Annotated in this window: 12 protein-coding genes and 5 tRNA genes; 10 read left to right on the top strand and 7 right to left on the bottom strand. The window is 41.6% G+C overall.

Going from position 1 to position 17,035, the window contains the following annotated elements; genetic code table 11:
• Window positions 1-19: 19 nt before the first annotated feature.
• Window positions 20-109 (bottom strand) — tRNA-Ser (locus BJN41_RS01215).
• A 129-nt stretch (window positions 110-238) separates the two neighbouring features.
• Window positions 239-2,272, bottom strand: a complete 2,034-nt coding sequence (locus BJN41_RS01220) for an NADPH-dependent 2,4-dienoyl-CoA reductase (RefSeq protein ID WP_070152402.1) — start codon at window positions 2,270-2,272, stop codon at window positions 239-241.
• 600 nt (window positions 2,273-2,872) lie between these two features.
• Between BJN41_RS01220 and argG the strand changes: the two genes are divergently transcribed.
• Window positions 2,873-4,216 (top strand): argininosuccinate synthase, encoded by a 1,344-nt coding sequence (gene argG, locus BJN41_RS01225; RefSeq protein ID WP_070152405.1) that lies wholly within the window; start codon window positions 2,873-2,875, stop codon window positions 4,214-4,216.
• A gap of 111 nt (window positions 4,217-4,327) precedes the next feature.
• On the opposite strand, the gene BJN41_RS01230 is transcribed toward argG, so the two are convergent.
• Complete coding sequence (locus tag BJN41_RS01230) at window positions 4,328-5,587, bottom strand: GGDEF domain-containing protein (RefSeq protein ID WP_070152408.1); 1,260 nt, start codon at window positions 5,585-5,587, stop codon at window positions 4,328-4,330.
• 194 nt (window positions 5,588-5,781) lie between these two features.
• On the opposite strand from BJN41_RS01230, the gene pyrC reads away from it, so the two are divergent.
• From pyrC to BJN41_RS01270, 9 genes are all read left to right on the top strand, one after another.
• On the top strand, window positions 5,782-6,816 hold the full coding sequence (gene pyrC, locus BJN41_RS01235; RefSeq protein ID WP_070152411.1) for a dihydroorotase: 1,035 nt from the start codon (window positions 5,782-5,784) through the stop codon (window positions 6,814-6,816).
• Window positions 6,801-7,463, top strand: a complete 663-nt coding sequence (gene rnt, locus BJN41_RS01240) for a ribonuclease T (protein WP_074964433.1) — start codon at window positions 6,801-6,803, stop codon at window positions 7,461-7,463. Before pyrC ends, rnt begins: the two co-directional genes overlap by 16 nt.
• Window positions 7,464-7,678: 215 nt before the next feature.
• Window positions 7,679-7,837 (top strand): hypothetical protein, encoded by a 159-nt coding sequence (locus BJN41_RS15580; protein WP_019836351.1) that lies wholly within the window; start codon window positions 7,679-7,681, stop codon window positions 7,835-7,837.
• A 149-nt stretch (window positions 7,838-7,986) separates the two neighbouring features.
• Window positions 7,987-8,062, top strand: a tRNA-Glu gene (locus BJN41_RS01245).
• Between the two features lie 110 nt (window positions 8,063-8,172).
• On the top strand, window positions 8,173-9,588 hold the full coding sequence (locus BJN41_RS01250; RefSeq protein WP_070152415.1) for an amino acid permease: 1,416 nt from the start codon (window positions 8,173-8,175) through the stop codon (window positions 9,586-9,588).
• Window positions 9,589-9,879: 291 nt separating this feature from the next.
• A tRNA-Glu gene (locus BJN41_RS01255) sits at window positions 9,880-9,955 on the top strand.
• Between the two features lie 24 nt (window positions 9,956-9,979).
• Window positions 9,980-10,055 (top strand) — tRNA-Glu (locus BJN41_RS01260).
• Window positions 10,056-10,100: 45 nt separating this feature from the next.
• Window positions 10,101-10,176: transfer RNA gene (locus tag BJN41_RS01265), tRNA-Glu, on the top strand.
• Between the two features lie 313 nt (window positions 10,177-10,489).
• Window positions 10,490-11,911 carry an iron-containing redox enzyme family protein gene (locus BJN41_RS01270; protein WP_019836353.1) on the top strand — a complete coding sequence of 474 codons (1,422 nt, stop codon included), beginning with the start codon at window positions 10,490-10,492 and terminating at the stop codon, window positions 11,909-11,911.
• Window positions 11,912-11,976: 65 nt separating this feature from the next.
• Here the strand turns inward: BJN41_RS01270 and BJN41_RS01275 are convergent, their stop codons facing one another.
• From BJN41_RS01275 to BJN41_RS01290, 4 genes are all read right to left on the bottom strand, one after another.
• Window positions 11,977-13,221 (bottom strand): NADH:flavin oxidoreductase/NADH oxidase family protein, encoded by a 1,245-nt coding sequence (locus BJN41_RS01275; protein ID WP_026438016.1) that lies wholly within the window; start codon window positions 13,219-13,221, stop codon window positions 11,977-11,979.
• Window positions 13,222-13,362: 141 nt separating this feature from the next.
• Window positions 13,363-14,964, bottom strand: coding sequence for an ABC transporter ATP-binding protein (locus BJN41_RS01280; protein ID WP_070152418.1), 1,602 nt, complete (start codon window positions 14,962-14,964; stop codon window positions 13,363-13,365).
• A complete protein-coding gene (locus tag BJN41_RS01285) occupies window positions 14,942-15,952 on the bottom strand; it encodes an ABC transporter permease (protein WP_070152420.1) in 1,011 nt (336 codons plus the stop codon). The genes BJN41_RS01280 and BJN41_RS01285 overlap by 23 nt, the downstream gene beginning before the upstream one ends.
• Window positions 15,952-17,022: a microcin C ABC transporter permease YejB gene (locus tag BJN41_RS01290; RefSeq protein ID WP_019836357.1), complete on the bottom strand. Its 1,071-nt coding sequence runs from the start codon at window positions 17,020-17,022 to the stop codon at window positions 15,952-15,954. The genes BJN41_RS01285 and BJN41_RS01290 overlap by 1 nt, the downstream gene beginning before the upstream one ends.
• Window positions 17,023-17,035 lie beyond the last annotated feature (13 nt).

The following is a 17,035-nucleotide window of genomic DNA, read 5'->3' on the forward strand; positions in this document are numbered from 1 at the left end:
AAGGGCTTATTTAGATATTTGGCGGAAGCGGTGAGATTCGAACTCACGGAGGACTCACACCCTCGTCGGTTTTCAAGACCGGTGCATTAAACCGCTCTGCCACGCTTCCATGTGGGCCATGATACGAAGCTTTTGATTTGATGACAAGTAAAAAATTCTTCGTTACCACTCAAGTGAATATTGTTTCACCAAATCAATGCTAAAGCTCATCAAAACAACAGCATAGCCACATCACTTTTTAAAGTTTAGCGGCTAATTCTGCCCCTTCACGAATCGCACGTTTTGCATCTAACTCTGCAGCAAGCTTTGCCCCACCAATAATATGATAATTAGCCAAAGTATTTTCATCTGCCGCAGGCATTAAATCTTTAACTGATTCTTGCCCCGCACAGACTACAATGCTATCTACACGCAACAATTGGTCTTGACCTGCCATTTCAATCCATAAGCCTTCATTGGTAATTGCTTTATATTGCACACCACGTAGCATACGCACGGCATGTTTTTTTAACTGTGCGCGGTGGACCCAGCCTGAAGTTTTACCCAAACCAGCACCTAAAGCCGTCGTTTTACGTTGCAATAAATAGATTTCACGGATTGGGGGATCTACTTCTGGAGCACACATGCCGCCTTCAGTCACATAATTAGGATTTGGATCAACTCCCCATTCACGCTGCCATTCAGCCAAAGGCTGAGGTTGTGGCTGATGTTCAGGTTTCAGTAAAAACTCCGACACATCGAAACCGATTCCGCCTGCACCAATCACAGCAACTTTTTGTCCAACAGGTGCGCCACGTAATACTTCTGCATAAGACAATACTTGCGGTGCATCGCTACCTTCAATTTTTAAAGCACGTGGTACAACACCTGTTGCAATCACCACTTCATCAAAACCTTCACGTTCGAGTTGCTCGCGGTTGACTTTGGTATTTAAACGTAAATCGACCCCAGTTTTTTCAATTTGCACTTTAAAGTAGCGGATGGTTTCATGAAATTCTTCTTTGCCCGGCACGACTTTAGCCAAATTGAATTGCCCACCCACTTCATTGCTGGCTTCAAATAAAGTCACCTGATGCCCACGACTGGCAGCAACTGTGGCTACAGACATTCCCGCAACACCACCGCCCACAACGGCAATACGCTTCGGTTGCTTGGTTTTCTCATAGACCAATTCAGTTTCGTAGGCTGCACGCGGATTGACTAAACAAGTCGCACGCTGATTTTTAAAGGTATGATCTAAACATGCTTGGTTACAGGCAATACACGTGTTGATTTCATTGACACGATTGGTTGCAGTTTTATTGACCCAGAATGCATCTGCCAATAATGGGCGTGCCATTTGAATCATATCGGCTTTACCCGCTGCCAAAATTTCTTCTGCAGTATCAGGCATATTAATACGGTTGGATGCAATTACAGGAATTTCAACGTGTTTCTTTACTTCCGCGGTATAATCAGCAAAAGCTGCACGTGGCACAGAAGTCACAATGGTCGGAATACGAGCTTCATGCCAGCCAATTCCAGTATTGAGTAAGTTCACACCCGCTTGATCTAAGGCTTTTGCAACGGTAATCACTTCCTGCATAGTGTTGCCATCGTGGACTAAATCCAACATCGACAAACGGAAGCAAATAATAAATTTTTCTCCTACTTCAGCACGAATAGCTTTCACCACCTCCAAAGCAAAACGCATACGATTTTCAATTGCACCGCCCCATTGGTCTTCACGCTGATTCACATGACGGCTTAAAAACTGGTTCAACAAATAGCCTTCCGAACCCATAATTTCGACACCATCGTAGCCTGCCATTTTGGCTAGACTGGCTGTTTTCGCGTAATCCTCAATGGTATTTAAAATTTGTCTTTCACTCATTTTACGAGGTTTAAATGGTGAAATTGGAGATTTAATCGGGCTTGCAGACACCACAAATGGCTGATAACCGTAGCGTCCTGAATGCAGAATTTGCATTAAAATTTTCGCGCCATGCTTATGGACTGCATGTGTCACCAGTCGATGCGGTGCAACATCGCCCAATGTATTCATGGTACCACCTGCAGGCAATAACCAGCCTTGACGGTTAGGTGAAATACCGCCCGTAATAATCAAACCAACGCCACCTTTAGCACGTTCGCCAAAATAAGCAGCCAGTTTTGGATAGTTATAAAAACGATCTTCCAATCCCGTGTGCATTGAACCCATCACGACACGGTTTTTAATGGTGGTAAATCCTAAATGTAATGGTTTTAGAATATTTGCATAGCGAGTTGTCATGATGAATCCTTATATAATGAGCTTTGCAACTTGTTGCATGAATAATACTTTAACCGATTTTTATAAACTGTTTATGACTCTAAAGTTAGACTGCGTGGCGCAAACGTCAATTTATAGGGTCTGTTGACACTTCTTCTATGTTTGCGACAACGCATATTTTTTAGCCGATATAAGGCATGAGGCAGGAAATTTAGTCATTCTAAATGACTGACTCATAATGCAATAGCAGCAAAAAATATACTTGTCCCCTTGCGCAGCAAACAAAGCAGTGCTTTGTTCTTGCTCATGTGGCTAAAACTTTCTCAGATTGCGTTATGAAACTTGGCAATAGACCCTAACTATTCTTGATATAAACTTGATATAAAACTGCCCAAAAGTAAAAGTGATTTTATTCTGCACCATCCAAATTGCGGTTTTTGTTTTTCAATTTCTACACCAAGTTTGCCATTTCTAAATGAAAATTTAAGCCTGAACCTGATTTTTTTATCAAATGTGCTTTTTTAACGAAAACAAGCATTTTAAAGAGTGCTATAATTTGCAGTTTAGAATTCTCCTTGGCCACCAAAATGTGGTGCATATTTTAAAAACTTAGGACTAGCAATGACTGATAATGCAACTATCTTGCAGAATGTACCAGTAGGCAAAAAAGTCGGTATCGCCTTTTCTGGTGGTCTAGATACTTCAGCTGCTTTATTGTGGATGAAGCAAAAAGGCGCTGAACCGTATGCGTATACCGCAAACTTGGGGCAGCCAGATGAAGATGACTATGATGCCATTCCAAAGAAAGCAGAAGAATATGGTGCGGTAAAAGCACGCTTGGTTGACTGCCGTTTACAGTTGGCTTTGGAAGGTATTGCTGCCATTCAATGTGGTGCATTCCATATCAGCACAGGTGGTATGCCTTACTTTAACACCACCCCGCTTGGTCGTGCAGTAACAGGTACAATGCTAGTGACTGCCATGAAAGAAGATGACGTAAACATCTGGGGTGATGGTTCAACCTATAAAGGTAACGATATTGAGCGTTTCTATCGTTATGGTTTATTGACTAATCCTGCGCTTAAAATTTATAAGCCGTGGTTAGACCAAACCTTTATTGATGAATTAGGCGGTCGTGCGGAAATGTCACAATTCCTTATCGACAATGGTTTTGACTATAAAATGTCAAAAGAAAAAGCTTATTCAACTGACTCAAACATGCTAGGTGCAACACACGAAGCGAAAGACCTTGAGTACCTAGATGCTGGCATCAAAATCGTTGATCCAATCATGGGCGTGGCGTTCTGGAAAGATGACGTTGAAGTGAAAGCCGAAGAAGTGTCGGTTACCTTTGAAGAAGGTATGCCAGTTGCATTAAACGGTCAGCGTTTTGAAAACCCTGTTGAGTTGATTCTTGAAGCGAACCGTATTGGTGGTCGTCATGGTTTGGGAATGTCTGACCAAATCGAAAACCGTATTATTGAAGCAAAATCTCGCGGTATTTACGAAGCACCGGGCATGGCATTATTACACATTGCTTATGAGCGTTTAGTTACAGGTATTCACAACGAAGATACGATTGAACAATACCGCATTAACGGTTTACGCTTAGGTCGTTTGCTTTACCAAGGTCGTTGGTTCGATTCTCAAGCATTAATGCTTCGTGAAACTGCACAGCGTTGGGTGGCGAAAGCGATTACGGGTACTGTGACTTTAGAGTTACGTCGTGGTAATGACTATACCATTATGAACACTGAATCTCCGAACCTCACTTATGAAGCTGAGCGTTTAACCATGGAGAAAGGTGATTCAATGTTTACGCCAATGGATCGTATTGGTCAGTTAACGATGCGTAACCTAGACATTACCGATACACGCGCTAAATTAGGTCTTTATACCAATTCTGGCTTATTGTCGATTGGTTCAGGTTCTGCAGTGCCACAATTGAAAGACAAAAACAAATAATCACTTGCTGATCATTTTGTTAAATCGAAAGCCGCTCAAATTGAGCGGCTTTTTTATATACGTTTAAACATGAAGACTAAAAAATCATACTAAAAGCTGCGATAGAAAAACTTACAGCACCTCTTCCACCCGCAAAGTGTGGTAATAAATTTGATTACGTCCCAACTGTTTCGCACGGTACAAGGCTTGGTCTGCACGTTGCAAGAAATCGCTTTTAAAAATTTCCGCCTCACCTTTGTAAACAGTAAAACCTAAACTGATTGTGACATTACTGGAAACTAAAGATTGGCTATGTGGAATCGCCAAACGCTCAACCGCTTTAAAAATATTGTAAGCCACAGCATACGCACCATGTGCATCTGTTTCTGGCAATAACACCACAAATTCTTCGCCACCATACCGCGCGACAAAATCCATGTGACGAATCGAGTCTTTAATCGATTTGGCAATCGCTGAAATGACTTCATCTCCCTTTTGATGCCCATAATGATCGTTATATTTTTTAAAAAAATCGACATCTATGAAGAGTAGGGATAATGGCACTTCATCATGCCGTGCCTGTTCAAAATAGCTATCCAGCATTTCATCAAAGGTACGTCGGTTAGACACTTTGGTCAGCGCATCATGCTGACTTAAATGCAATAACTCTTCGGCATGGATACGGTTAATTTTTTCACTAAGTCGAGCTTGATGCATCACCAAAAAAATCATCCGCTCTCGGGTACACAGCATTTTGCTGATTAAAAAACCCATCACACTACTGCCAACCAACACCCGTCCCATCACCATCACATCAATTGGAATATGCAAGCTTAATAACATAATCATGGCAACTACAGCAGCCATTAGCCCTGTCAGCAGCATGTGAAACGGCTTCACCCCTGTCAGTACAAAGCCCATAATATAAATCATACTAATGATCATCATGGCTTGATATCTAAACACTTCGGTAAACACTGTCATGGTCAGCCAAGTCATCGACACAATGGCCCAAAAAGTCAAGGCCATGGCCGCATAAGGATAATATGAGCGTAAAATTTTATAATGGGCAAAAAAGAACAGGGTCAGTAAGCAAAATGCACCATTGACTAGGCCTAGTAAGGAATGGATAAAGTCGTGTTTAAAAAAATTTCGATCAATAATCCAGTAATCCCCAGTAATAATCATCACAGTGATAATAAAGTAGATGAGTACGCCCGACCAAAAATATTGGTTAATGTTATGCCGTGCTTGTTCAAGATGCTGTTTCCAAAATTCAACTTCGAGTTGTTTCGGAAAAACCTGACCCGCACGTTTACGTTGATGTTTAATCAACTCTTCATTTTTTTCTTTGTCGTACTGTAGCTTGGCTAACTTATATTTGTATTCCATGGATGCTTTAAATTCCATTTAATCACGATTGTTGCACAGCAAACCTGTAACAGCCTGAATATAATTTTAATGTTTCTAAAATAACACAATGTCTAAACTATTCATTCAGGCATTTCTATTTTTTATGGCTTTCGGCGTTATCATTTTAACATTTATAGATTATCATCTGTTTTATTTTTCAAACTGGCAGCGCCTTGAATACAATTACTCTTATCCAGCCAGATGACTGGCATGCTCATTTACGTGATGGTTTAGCACTACAACGTACTGTTCCTGATCTTGCCAAGCAATTTTCACGCGCAATTTGTATGCCTAACCTTGTTCCGCCAGTAAAAACGGTAGAAGAAGCAGAAGCTTATCGTGAACGCATCATGGCACATGTTCCTAAAGGTGTAAATTTTGATCCGCGTATGGTGTTGTATTTTACCGATCAAACCTCTCCTGAAGAAGTTAAGAAAATTAAAGCCTCGGCGCATGTAAATGCTATTAAACTTTACCCTGCTGGTGCCACCACCAATTCAGACAATGGGGTAAGCGACATTCGTAAAGTTTATGCGGTGATAGAGCAACTTGAAGAACAACAAGTGCCATTATTATTGCATGGTGAAGTCACGCATAATCATGTCGATATTTTTGACCGTGAAAAACGCTTCTTAGATGAAGTGCTTTCACCATTATTACAACAATTTCCAAACTTGAAATTGGTGCTTGAGCACATAACCACCTCTGAAGCAGCACAATTTGTTTTAGAACAAGGCCGGAATGTCGCTGCAACTATTACCCCACAACATTTATTATTTAACCGTAATGATATGTTGGTGGGTGGTTTGAAACCACATTTCTATTGTTTGCCTATTTTAAAACGTCAAACCCATCAGCAAACATTATTGGAAGTTGCGACTAGCGGAAATCCTAAGTTTTTCTTAGGGACAGATAGCGCACCGCACTCAAAAAATGCCAAAGAAAATGCATGTGGCTGTGCAGGCTGCTATAGTGCACCTACGGCAATTGAGCTGTATGCACAAGCTTTTGATCAAGCTGGACGTATTGAGCGCTTAGAAGGCTTTGCAAGCTTGTTTGGTGCAGATTTCTATGGTTTGCCGCGTAATACCAACACAATTACCTTGGTGAAAGAAGAGCAAATCATTCCAACCAGTTTAGACTACTTGGATGGTGAACAAATTATTCCGGTATATGCGGGTAAAACCATTCAATGGAGAAAAGTGTGACAGATACAACTTTGCCCGTGATGGGGCAACGTTTTCGTGGTTTTTTGCCTGTGGTGGTCGATGTGGAAACCGCAGGCTTTAATGCCCAAACTGATGCCTTGTTAGAAATTGCAGCTATTCCAATTGTTTATGATGCGGAAGGCAAATTTGTACCAGGCGAAGCGTATCATGCGCATATCAACCCGTTTGAAGGGGCAAATTTAGACCGCCGCTCTTTGGACTTTATTGGGATTGATCCTTTCAATCCTATGCGTATGGCCATGGCTGAAGATGAAAAAACTGCATTAAAACGGATTTTCAAATCGGTCAATGAAGTGCGTCGCCAACAAAATTGCACCCATGCCATTTTGGTTGGTCACAATGCGCATTTCGATTTAGGCTTTGTGCAAGCAGCCATTGCCCGCACAGGTACGAAGAACCAAAACCCATTCCACAGTTTTTCAGTGTTTGATACAGTGACTTTAAGTGCGGTGATGTTTGGTCAAACAGTGTTGGCAAAATCATGTATTCAGGCAGGTATTGAGTTTGATGGCAAAGAAGCACATTCAGCTTTATACGATACGCAAAAAACTGCAGAGCTGTTTTGTTTTATTCTGAATAAACTTGCACCGCACATGGTAGAGAACTTACTCAACCCAGATCAATAATACGATTGGTACTCAAAGATTGAGAGGATTACAGGATGACAGACTGCGTTTGTCATCCTGTTTTCTTTTTAATGTTGTGGTCTTAATTCATGTTTCTCAATCTCAAGGCTGAGTATCGAAATTAATTTTACTTTGAATCAGCTTTTATGCATGCAGTCTTTTGAGCTGACTTTGGTTATAATGGCAATATTCCAATTTGTGTTACTTATTCTGCCATGTTGAAAAAAATTGTATTGGTCTTGGTCATTCTCGCGCCTTCTGCGTTGTATCTTTATATTGTGAATCGTGAGCCTGCCCAACCTGAACCAAACCCTCAACCCGCAGCAACACAAACAACAACCACTGAAAAACAATATCAAACCCCTGATCATTAAAATGCTGCACAGCGTTCAAATTTGTGTTTGGTAATTTATTATTTTTAAAGATACATTTTTTTAAACAAATATCATAAAGCGCGGTATTTTTTAGGATTCAGGTTTGACACTGTCGCAAAAAATTCATAATATACGCCTCACCTCGTATCGTCCCTATCGTCTAGAGGCCTAGGACATCGCCCTTTCACGGCGGTAACCGGGGTTCGAATCCCCGTAGGGACGCCATATATCTTGCTATACGATCATTTCTAATCCAAATTTATTATTTCAAGATTGCAGATTTGTAGTTTTTCTCTACAATACTCCGCTTCATTCCATATTTTCTCCTAACACTTATGCCGTCATCGAATCATCAAAATGGTGCTGTGCATCAAGGTAATACTGAGCCTTTAAAACGTGCCATGAGCACTCGACATTTGGTCATGATTTCACTAGGCGGTGCCATTGGCACAGGTCTATTTTTAGGCTCAGGTGAAGTCATTGCACAAACAGGCCCCGTTGGCGCCATCATCGCTTATATTTTTGGTGGTTTAATTGCCTATATGGTGATGCTGTGTTTGGGTGAGCTTGCCGTACACATGCCTGTTTCAGGTTCGTTTGGCGCATACGCTAAACAATATATTGGGCCTGGCACGGGCTATACCATCACTTGGTTGTATTGGCTCACGTGGTCGGTTACTTTAGGCACAGAGTTTACCGCCGCCGCGTTGTTAATGCAGGAATGGTTCCCGCATATTTCCATGTGGATTTGGACACTGATTTTTGGTGGTGTCGTATTTAGTTTAAATATGATTTCCACACGGCTGTTTGCAGAATCTGAGTTTTGGCTGTCTTTGGTCAAGGTCGTGACTGTTATTGCCTTTATTGTTTTGGGTTTAATGGCAATTTTTGGGGTTGTATCCTATCAAGGTTATAGCTCGGCACCTTTATTTAGCAATTTAACTGCACAAGGCTGGTTTCCTGAAGGGCTATTCCCTATTTTTGCCACCATGTTGATTGTTAATTTCGCTTTTTCGGGTACGGAGTTAATTGGTGTTGCTGCAGGTGAAACCAAAAACCCTGCCAAAAACGTGCCTAAAGCAATCAATACTGCAATTTTCCGCCTGTTGATTTTCTTTGTAGGTACTATTGTGGTAATTAGTGCCTTATTACCACATCAGGCTGCAGGTTTGGCTGCAGAAGGGGTAAGCAGTAGCCCTTTTGTGACGGTATTTAATCAGATTGGCATTCCTTATGCTGAAGATATTATCCGTTTTGTGATTATCACAGCCTTGCTCTCTGCAGCGAACTCAGGCTTATTTGCAGCTTCACGAATGATGTGGTCGCTCTCACACCAAAAGCAATTGCCACAGATTTTTTCTAAGGTAAATGCGCGTGGTATTCCTTATATAGCAGTCATAGTCACCATGCTCGGAGCAATGCCAGGGTTATTGTCTGAGCAATTTGCGCCAGAAACCATCTTTAAAAACCTCTTAGGTGTGGCTGCATTTACAATGGTTGTGGTCTGGATGAGTATTTGTTTAAGCCAGTTTAACTTCCGTCGCCAATGGTATAAACAAGGCAAAACCGTACAGGATTTAGGTTTTGCTGCACCGCTATTTCCAATAGTGCCTATTTTAGGTTTTGTATTCTGTTTTATAACTTGCCTGAGTATGTTATTTGACCCTGAAATGCTGGCAGGTTTTATCGGCTGTATGATTTTTATTGTATTGTGCTATGCCAGTTATTACATGATTTATCACAAAAAATGATAATGCTTTTTTAGCGAGAATGTAAAAACAATAGCGGGCAATCTTAGGATTGCCCTTTTTTCTGAGTTTTGTTAAGTAACAACAAATAGCGAAATACAAAGAGAATCACCCTGCTCCAATATAGGCATCTATTTAAACTATAGCTTAAAAACATCATTTTTAGCACTTCAAACATATTACGACAGCAGAATAGTTTTAATTTTATTCAGTTGATCATTTTTTTCAGAATTATTGCCGAAAAGCGTTTGACACCCCCCTTTATACGCCCTATTATACGCCCACCTCTGAAACGTCCCTATCGTCTAGAGGCCTAGGACATCGCCCTTTCACGGCGGTAACCGGGGTTCGAATCCCCGTAGGGACGCCAATTTCAGAAGTAATATTTTATTAAGTCCCTATCGTCTAGAGGCCTAGGACATCGCCCTTTCACGGCGGTAACCGGGGTTCGAATCCCCGTAGGGACGCCATTACTTTAGATCAAAAGTTCTGGTTTAAAATATCACTTCTACATTGTCCCTATCGTCTAGAGGCCTAGGACATCGCCCTTTCACGGCGGTAACCGGGGTTCGAATCCCCGTAGGGACGCCATATTCGAGATAGTTAATTAATAAACTTCTCATGAAAAAGCCCAAGCATGATGACTTGGGCTTTTTTATTGCTTGTTTTGTTGCTTGTTCCCTCATTCCTGTTTTTAACGTTTGATCAAATTTCTTTGATTGCAATTTTATTTGTTTAAAAATGGTTCATTCAAAAATCTTACTCTTTAACATTTCTCTTCAACTCGTTATCCATTCATATTCATTTACAGCAATCGCACTATAAATCCGAACAAAAAATCAACACCCGTGGTATGAGCATGCCGTTAAGGTAGAATGCATAATATATCTGCAGGGATCAGATTATGTTCGTCATTACAAAGTTAAGTTCGCCTGAATCATCTATTAAAAACCATAATCATCAATTTAATAACTTTAAAGATTGGATCAACTTCTTTCAAGATCAACAGATTTCGACGGCAGTAAAGACCGAACAGGCTGAGAACTATTTAAGAGATTTAATCCAGCAGGTTGATGTGGCTGGGTTGGAATGGCTGGATCAACCCAGACATGTAGAGCAACATTTTCTGGAACAGCACCACCAAACCTGCGCAATTTTCCAGTCTTATGTAGAGCGGCGTAAAAAGCAGCAAGGACGTGAGTATTTCCCGACTGTGTCACATGCATTTGAGTTTATTGCCAAAGTTTCACCTGTAAAACTGGTAGACGGCTCATGGCTTTATTCAACTGTGCAAAACTGGAATCGGCCGGAAACCAAAGATCTGATTTATATCTATCTGGAAGAACTGGGCATGGGTCATACTCGTGCCAATCATGTCACCATGTATCGGGACTTGCTGAATCATTATGAGCTGAATAGCTATGCCGAGCAGCTGGATGCCAGTTATTATGAACAAGCAGCCGTTCAACTGGCATTGGCCTATGCACCACCTGAATATTTGCCGTTAGTCATTGGTTTTAATCTGGGTTATGAACAGCTGCCCTTACATCTGTTAATTACCAATTATGAGTTATCTGAACTCGGTATTGATCCACATTATTTCAATGTGCACATTACCATTGATAATGCTCACAACGGTCATGCACAAAAATCGCTGCAAGCATATTTTGATCATTATGCACTCGCTGAAGATCCTGCCCAGTATCTAGACCTGATTAAAAAAGGTTATGTGCTGAATGACATTGGTAAAAGTTCTACCCAGATCATCAAGCAGCTGGATACTGAAAAACTGGCTTTGAAAGTGTTCCAGAACAAAGCGCTGATTGGACAATATATCCATAACCAGAAATGCCAGTTTAATGGCAAGACCATTAATGAGTGGTTATCCGATCCGGCACAGATTGCAGACTTCTTGAAAGTCATGATTGAAAAAGGCTGGATTGTAAAAGATGCACCTGTAGAACAAAGCCGGTTCTGGAAAATGATTGATGATCCAGATGGCAAAATGTTTGGTGTATTTAATGCGACTGAAAAACAGATTATTAAAGACTGGATTCAAGGTGAGACTTTTGCCGCTCGTCTGTCATCACGTAGCAGATCTCAAGTTCATAACCAGATGGAACCGGTATTGAACCGTATTGACCAGCAACAGATTCATCAGTTGAAAAGCCGTCTGAATCGCTGTGCCGCTGCCGAACAAAAGATTGATTTATTGATTCCTTATGTAGCACCGTATATGCATCATCAGGAAGTAGGCTTGTGGGCAACGCGTCAGCTTTCCCAGCTGCTCTTCCCTTTTCAGACTCAAGCCATGACTTATTCTTAGAAAGATCACTCATAAAAAACAGGGCATTGTATATGCCCTGTTTTTGCTTCAATACATTATGCACATTAGGCCGATTTACGTGAATTGATCTGACCTTTAATCACAGCTTTCACATTGCCTTTTACGTAATTTAAAAATACCTTTAAAGGCGACAGTTTTGGATTTGGTCGATTACCTTTGGCAATTTCCTTAAATTGCGCGGCATACCAGATGATTTCCATAATCGCCATTTTATCGATCATTGGAATACCGGTTTTAATTTTCTCCACTGCATAACGTACATCCTGTCCTGCAACCAGACGGTTACCCAGATCAGGCTCGACCGCAAATGGACGTGCAATACCGACAAAATCACATGCGCTACTATCTAGGGCTGCATTCATACCTGCTGCGGTACGGAAGCCACCCGTCACCATCAAATGACAATTAACTTCCTGACGGATCTTTTCGGCAAAGTCAAGGAAATAGGCTTCGCGGGCAACTGTTGATGCTTTACGTTTCTCTGCTTTTACCCCGGCCATTGCTGGTGCTTCATAGGTTCCACCAGAAACTTCAATAATATCGATCCCGGCTGCATCCATCGCCTTAAAAACATAAATAACGTCTTCCTCACTAATGCCACCGCGCTGGAAGTCTGCCGAATTTAATTTTACTGAAATAATAAAATTCTCTGAAGTTGCTGCACGCACCGCCTTATAGGCTTCTAGCAAAAATCGGCTGCGGTTTTCAATACTGCCACCCCACTGATCTTGACGTTTATTGGTCAGTGGAGATAAAAACTGGCTAATCAGATAGCCATGTGCACCATGTAGCTGTACGCCTTCAAATCCCGCCTTTTCACAAATGGCAGCTGAAGTCGCAAAGCGCTGGATAATATCTAAAATTTCATCTTCACGCAGTTCACGTGGCGTACCGAAACTCATCGCCAATGCTGGACTAAAAGGTACAGCTGAAGGTGCTACTGTTTCTTTATTCAAGCCTTTAGGGCACTGACGCCCCGGATGAGATAACTGTACCAGTTGTATCATGCCATGACGTTTTCCGACATTCGCCCACGCCTTTAACTTTTCCAAATCACGTTCAGTTTCTACCACAACTACACCGGGTTCATTCTTGGCACGAAAGTCCACCATAACATTACCCGTTATCGCACAGCCTAAACCGCCTTTGGCCCAAGCCTCATACAACTTTAAATGGGCTTGATTAGGTTGGCCTGCATCATTCGCCAACGCCTCACTCATGGCACCTTTAATAATGCGATTTTTAAACATGCTATTACGAATCTGAATTGTTTTGGCAAGATGGCTCATACACTGTTCCGTATTGTATTTTATTGATCTTTTTACTCTAAAGATTTTTCAGAACAGGTCAATGCCATTTTGACAAATCTTATTGTCAATAATGGTAACCCATACCTATAAGCCCCAATAGTTGTTCTAAATATTGAAGAGTTAATATTCACTAGCTGCTATCAGTTGACGGGTGTATTCCGTTTGAGGATCTCTAAATAGCTGTGCAGTCTCCTGAAATTCCATAACTTTAGCTTGATGTAGCACCAACACTTTTTGACAAAGCGCTTTCACCACTTGCAAATCGTGGCTGATAAACAAATAACTCATCTGTTCTTGCCGCTGTAAGCGGCGCAACAACTGCACTACAGCGCGTTGGGTGCTACGATCTAAGGCAGAGGTCGGCTCATCCATAATTAACAGTTTAGGGCGTAATACCAACGCACGTGCTAATGCAATCCGTTGACGTTGCCCACCCGACAATTCATGCGGATAGCGCTGTTTAAAACTCACAGGCAATTCTACTTTGCTTAAAGCTTCATCTATGCGCTGAATGATTTCAGGTTTGGATAAATGTTGCAATGTCAAACCTTCACCAATGGTTTGTTCCACATTTAAACGTGGATTTAAGCTGCTAAACGGATCTTGAAATACAATTTGAAACTGCTGTCTTAAGGGACGCAATTGACGTTCATTCAGTTGATTCAGGTCTCGCCCATGTAGTTCAATTTTTCCATCACTTTCAATCAGTCTTGCAATGGCAAGTGCCAATGAACTTTTACCCGAACCGCTTTCACCGACAATACCAATCKATTGACCTTGCGGAAGTTCCAAGCTTAACGGTTCAACCGCAACCACATAATCTTTAACCCGATTCAGCAAGCCTTGTTTAATCGGGAATTTCACAGCAACCTGATCTAACGCCAAAATAGTCGGCAACTCATCAATTTGCAAAGCTTCGCCAAAATCATGGTTTAACAAATTTTGAGTATAGGCTTGCTGCGGTCTATTAAAAATATCTGCCACACTGCCCTGTTCTTCGACCCGTCCCTGATTCATGACAATGACCTGATCTGCATAGTGTTTGACCAAGTTCAAATCGTGGCTGATCAAAACCATGGCCATATTATGACGCACTTGCAGGCTTTTTAATAAATCCAAAATCTGCGCCTGCAAAGTGACATCTAAAGCAGTGGTTGGTTCATCGGCAATCACAATATCGGGATCAAGTGCCAACGCCATGGCGATCATCACTCGCTGACGTTGCCCCCCAGATAATTCATGTGGATAACGCTTTAGTTTTTCTTCAGGCTGAGGAATGCCAACATCTTCAAGTAATTGCAACACACGGGCACGCGTTTTTTCCTTGCTCCAACCTTGGAGCAACAAACTTTCACCAATAATTTTTTCCACGCGATGCAACGGATTTAAAGCCGTCATCGGTTCCTGAAAAATCATGGCAATTTTTTGACCACGAACTTGCCGCAATTGTTGCGGTTTAAGGCGAAGTAAATCCTGTTCTGCAAAGATTGCCTGACCTTGCACCTGTAAACGTTCGGGCAATAAACCTAGTAATGCCAAACTGCTAATAGATTTTCCCGAACCACTTTCACCGACTAATGCAATAGTTTCGCCTGCATGCAGCTCAAAGTTTAAATCATGCAGCAAAACCTGTTCCTGCTGCCGAATATGCAGATGACTGACTGTTAGCAATACTGCAGGCTGTGACGCAGTTGAAGGATTAACGTCTTGGATCGAATGCATCACGGGTCGCTTCTCCAATATAAATCAACAAGGACAGCACAATCGCTAAGGTAAAAAAGCCTGACAACGCTAACCACGGTGCATTTAAATTATTTTTGCCTTGTAACAGCAATTCCCCTAAAGATGCTGCATCGGGCGGTAAGCCATAACCCAAAAAATCCAGTGCAGTTAAAGCTGTAATATTGGCGGTCAGCATAAAAGGCAACTGCGACAAACTCGAACTCATGGCATTGGGTAAAATATGCCGAAACATAATGGTACGATCGGTTACGCCTAAACTTCGCGCTRCACGGACATAATCAAAATTTCGGGCGCGCAAAAACTCTGCCCGAACTAAGCCGACCAGTGTCGTCCAGCCAAATAGCAGCATAATTACAAATAGCCAATACACACTTGGGGTAAACATGCTGACCAAAATCATCACCATGAACAGCATCGGTAAACCACCCCACACTTCTAAAACACGCTGACCAATTAAATCAACCCAACCACCGTAGTAGCCCTGTATTGCTCCGACCAAAATACCTAGAGCTGCCGATGCGAAAGTCAGTGCAAAACCAAATAACAGAGATACACGCAAGCCATATAAAATTCGCGCCAACACATCACGTCCTTGGTCATCTGTACCTAGCCAGTTTTGTGCAGTTGGTGCTGAAGGTACAGGCACGGTCAAATCTAAATTCGGAGTCTGGTAAGAAAACTCAATGAGCGGCCAAACTGCCCATCCTCGGTCTGCAATCAGTTGTTGCACCACCGGGTCTTTATAATCGGCTTCAGTTTCAAATACACCGCCAAAGGTCGTTTCAGGATAAGCCTTGAACACTGGCAGATATAAAGATTGCTCATATTTGACTAATAACGGTTTGTCATTGGCAATCAATTCTGCCGCTAAAGACAATACAAAAATAATGATAAAGACAATTAAACAACCAAAACTCAATTTGTTCTGTTTAAAACGCTGCACGCGCGCCTGCATGATCGGTGTCATCATTTGGCCCCTCGCGACTCAAAACTAATACGTGGGTCAATCACCTGATATAACACATCACTGATTAAGCGCAGAATTAAGCCCAATAAGGTAAAAATAAACAAAGTACCAAAAATTACAGGATAATCACGCTGCACAATCGCTTCAAAACCAAGCAGGCCTAATCCATCTAAATTAAAAATAATTTCGATGAACAAGTTCCCGACAAAGAAAATACCCACCAACGCTTCGGGCAAACCTGCAATCACAATTAGCATGGCATTACGAAACACATGCCCATATAACACACGCGATTCAGTAAGACCTTTAGAACGTGCCGCCAACACATATTGTTTGTTTAATTCTTCCATAAATGAATATTTAGTGAGATAAGTCAGCCCTGCAAAACCACCAATCACCATCGCCAATAAAGGCAAAGTCATGTGCCAAAAATAGTCGGTGATTTTGCCCCACAGACTCAATTGCGCAAAGTTTTCAGACACCAAACCCTGTAAGGGAAACCACTGAAAATATGAACCGCCTGCAAAAAATACAATCAGCAAAATAGCAAAGGCAAACGCAGGAATGGCATAACCAATCGCCAACAAAATAGAAGTGGCTTTATCGAACAACAAACCATGCTGACGGGCTTTTTTAATGCCTAAAGGTATAGAAATTAAATAAATCAGCAAGGTACTCCATAGACCTAAAGATAGCGATACGGGCAACTTTTCCCATAACAATTGGGTCACAGGTTTGTCTTTAAAAAAACTGGTGCCAAAATCAAGCTGCACATAGCTCGTGAGCATTTTCCAAAAACGTTCATGTGCGGGTTTATCGAATCCATATTGTGCTTCAATTTTTGCGACCATTTCATCACTTAAACCTTTAGCACCTTGATAATTGCTGCTATTGGATGTTGCAGCAGTTTCACCGCCTGTCGTCCCCATGCCCTGAAAAGCTTCGGCTTGCTGAATTGCTTGTTCGACTGGTCCGCCTGGTGCAATTTGAATCACCACAAAGTTAATCAATAAAATGAAAAACAAGGTTGGAATAATCAGGAGCAATCTTTTGAGTATGTATGTGCCCATGTGCTTACCTTTT

Source organism: Acinetobacter towneri (assembly GCF_001758345.1).
Taxonomy (GTDB): Bacteria; Pseudomonadota; Gammaproteobacteria; order Pseudomonadales; family Moraxellaceae; genus Acinetobacter; species Acinetobacter towneri_A.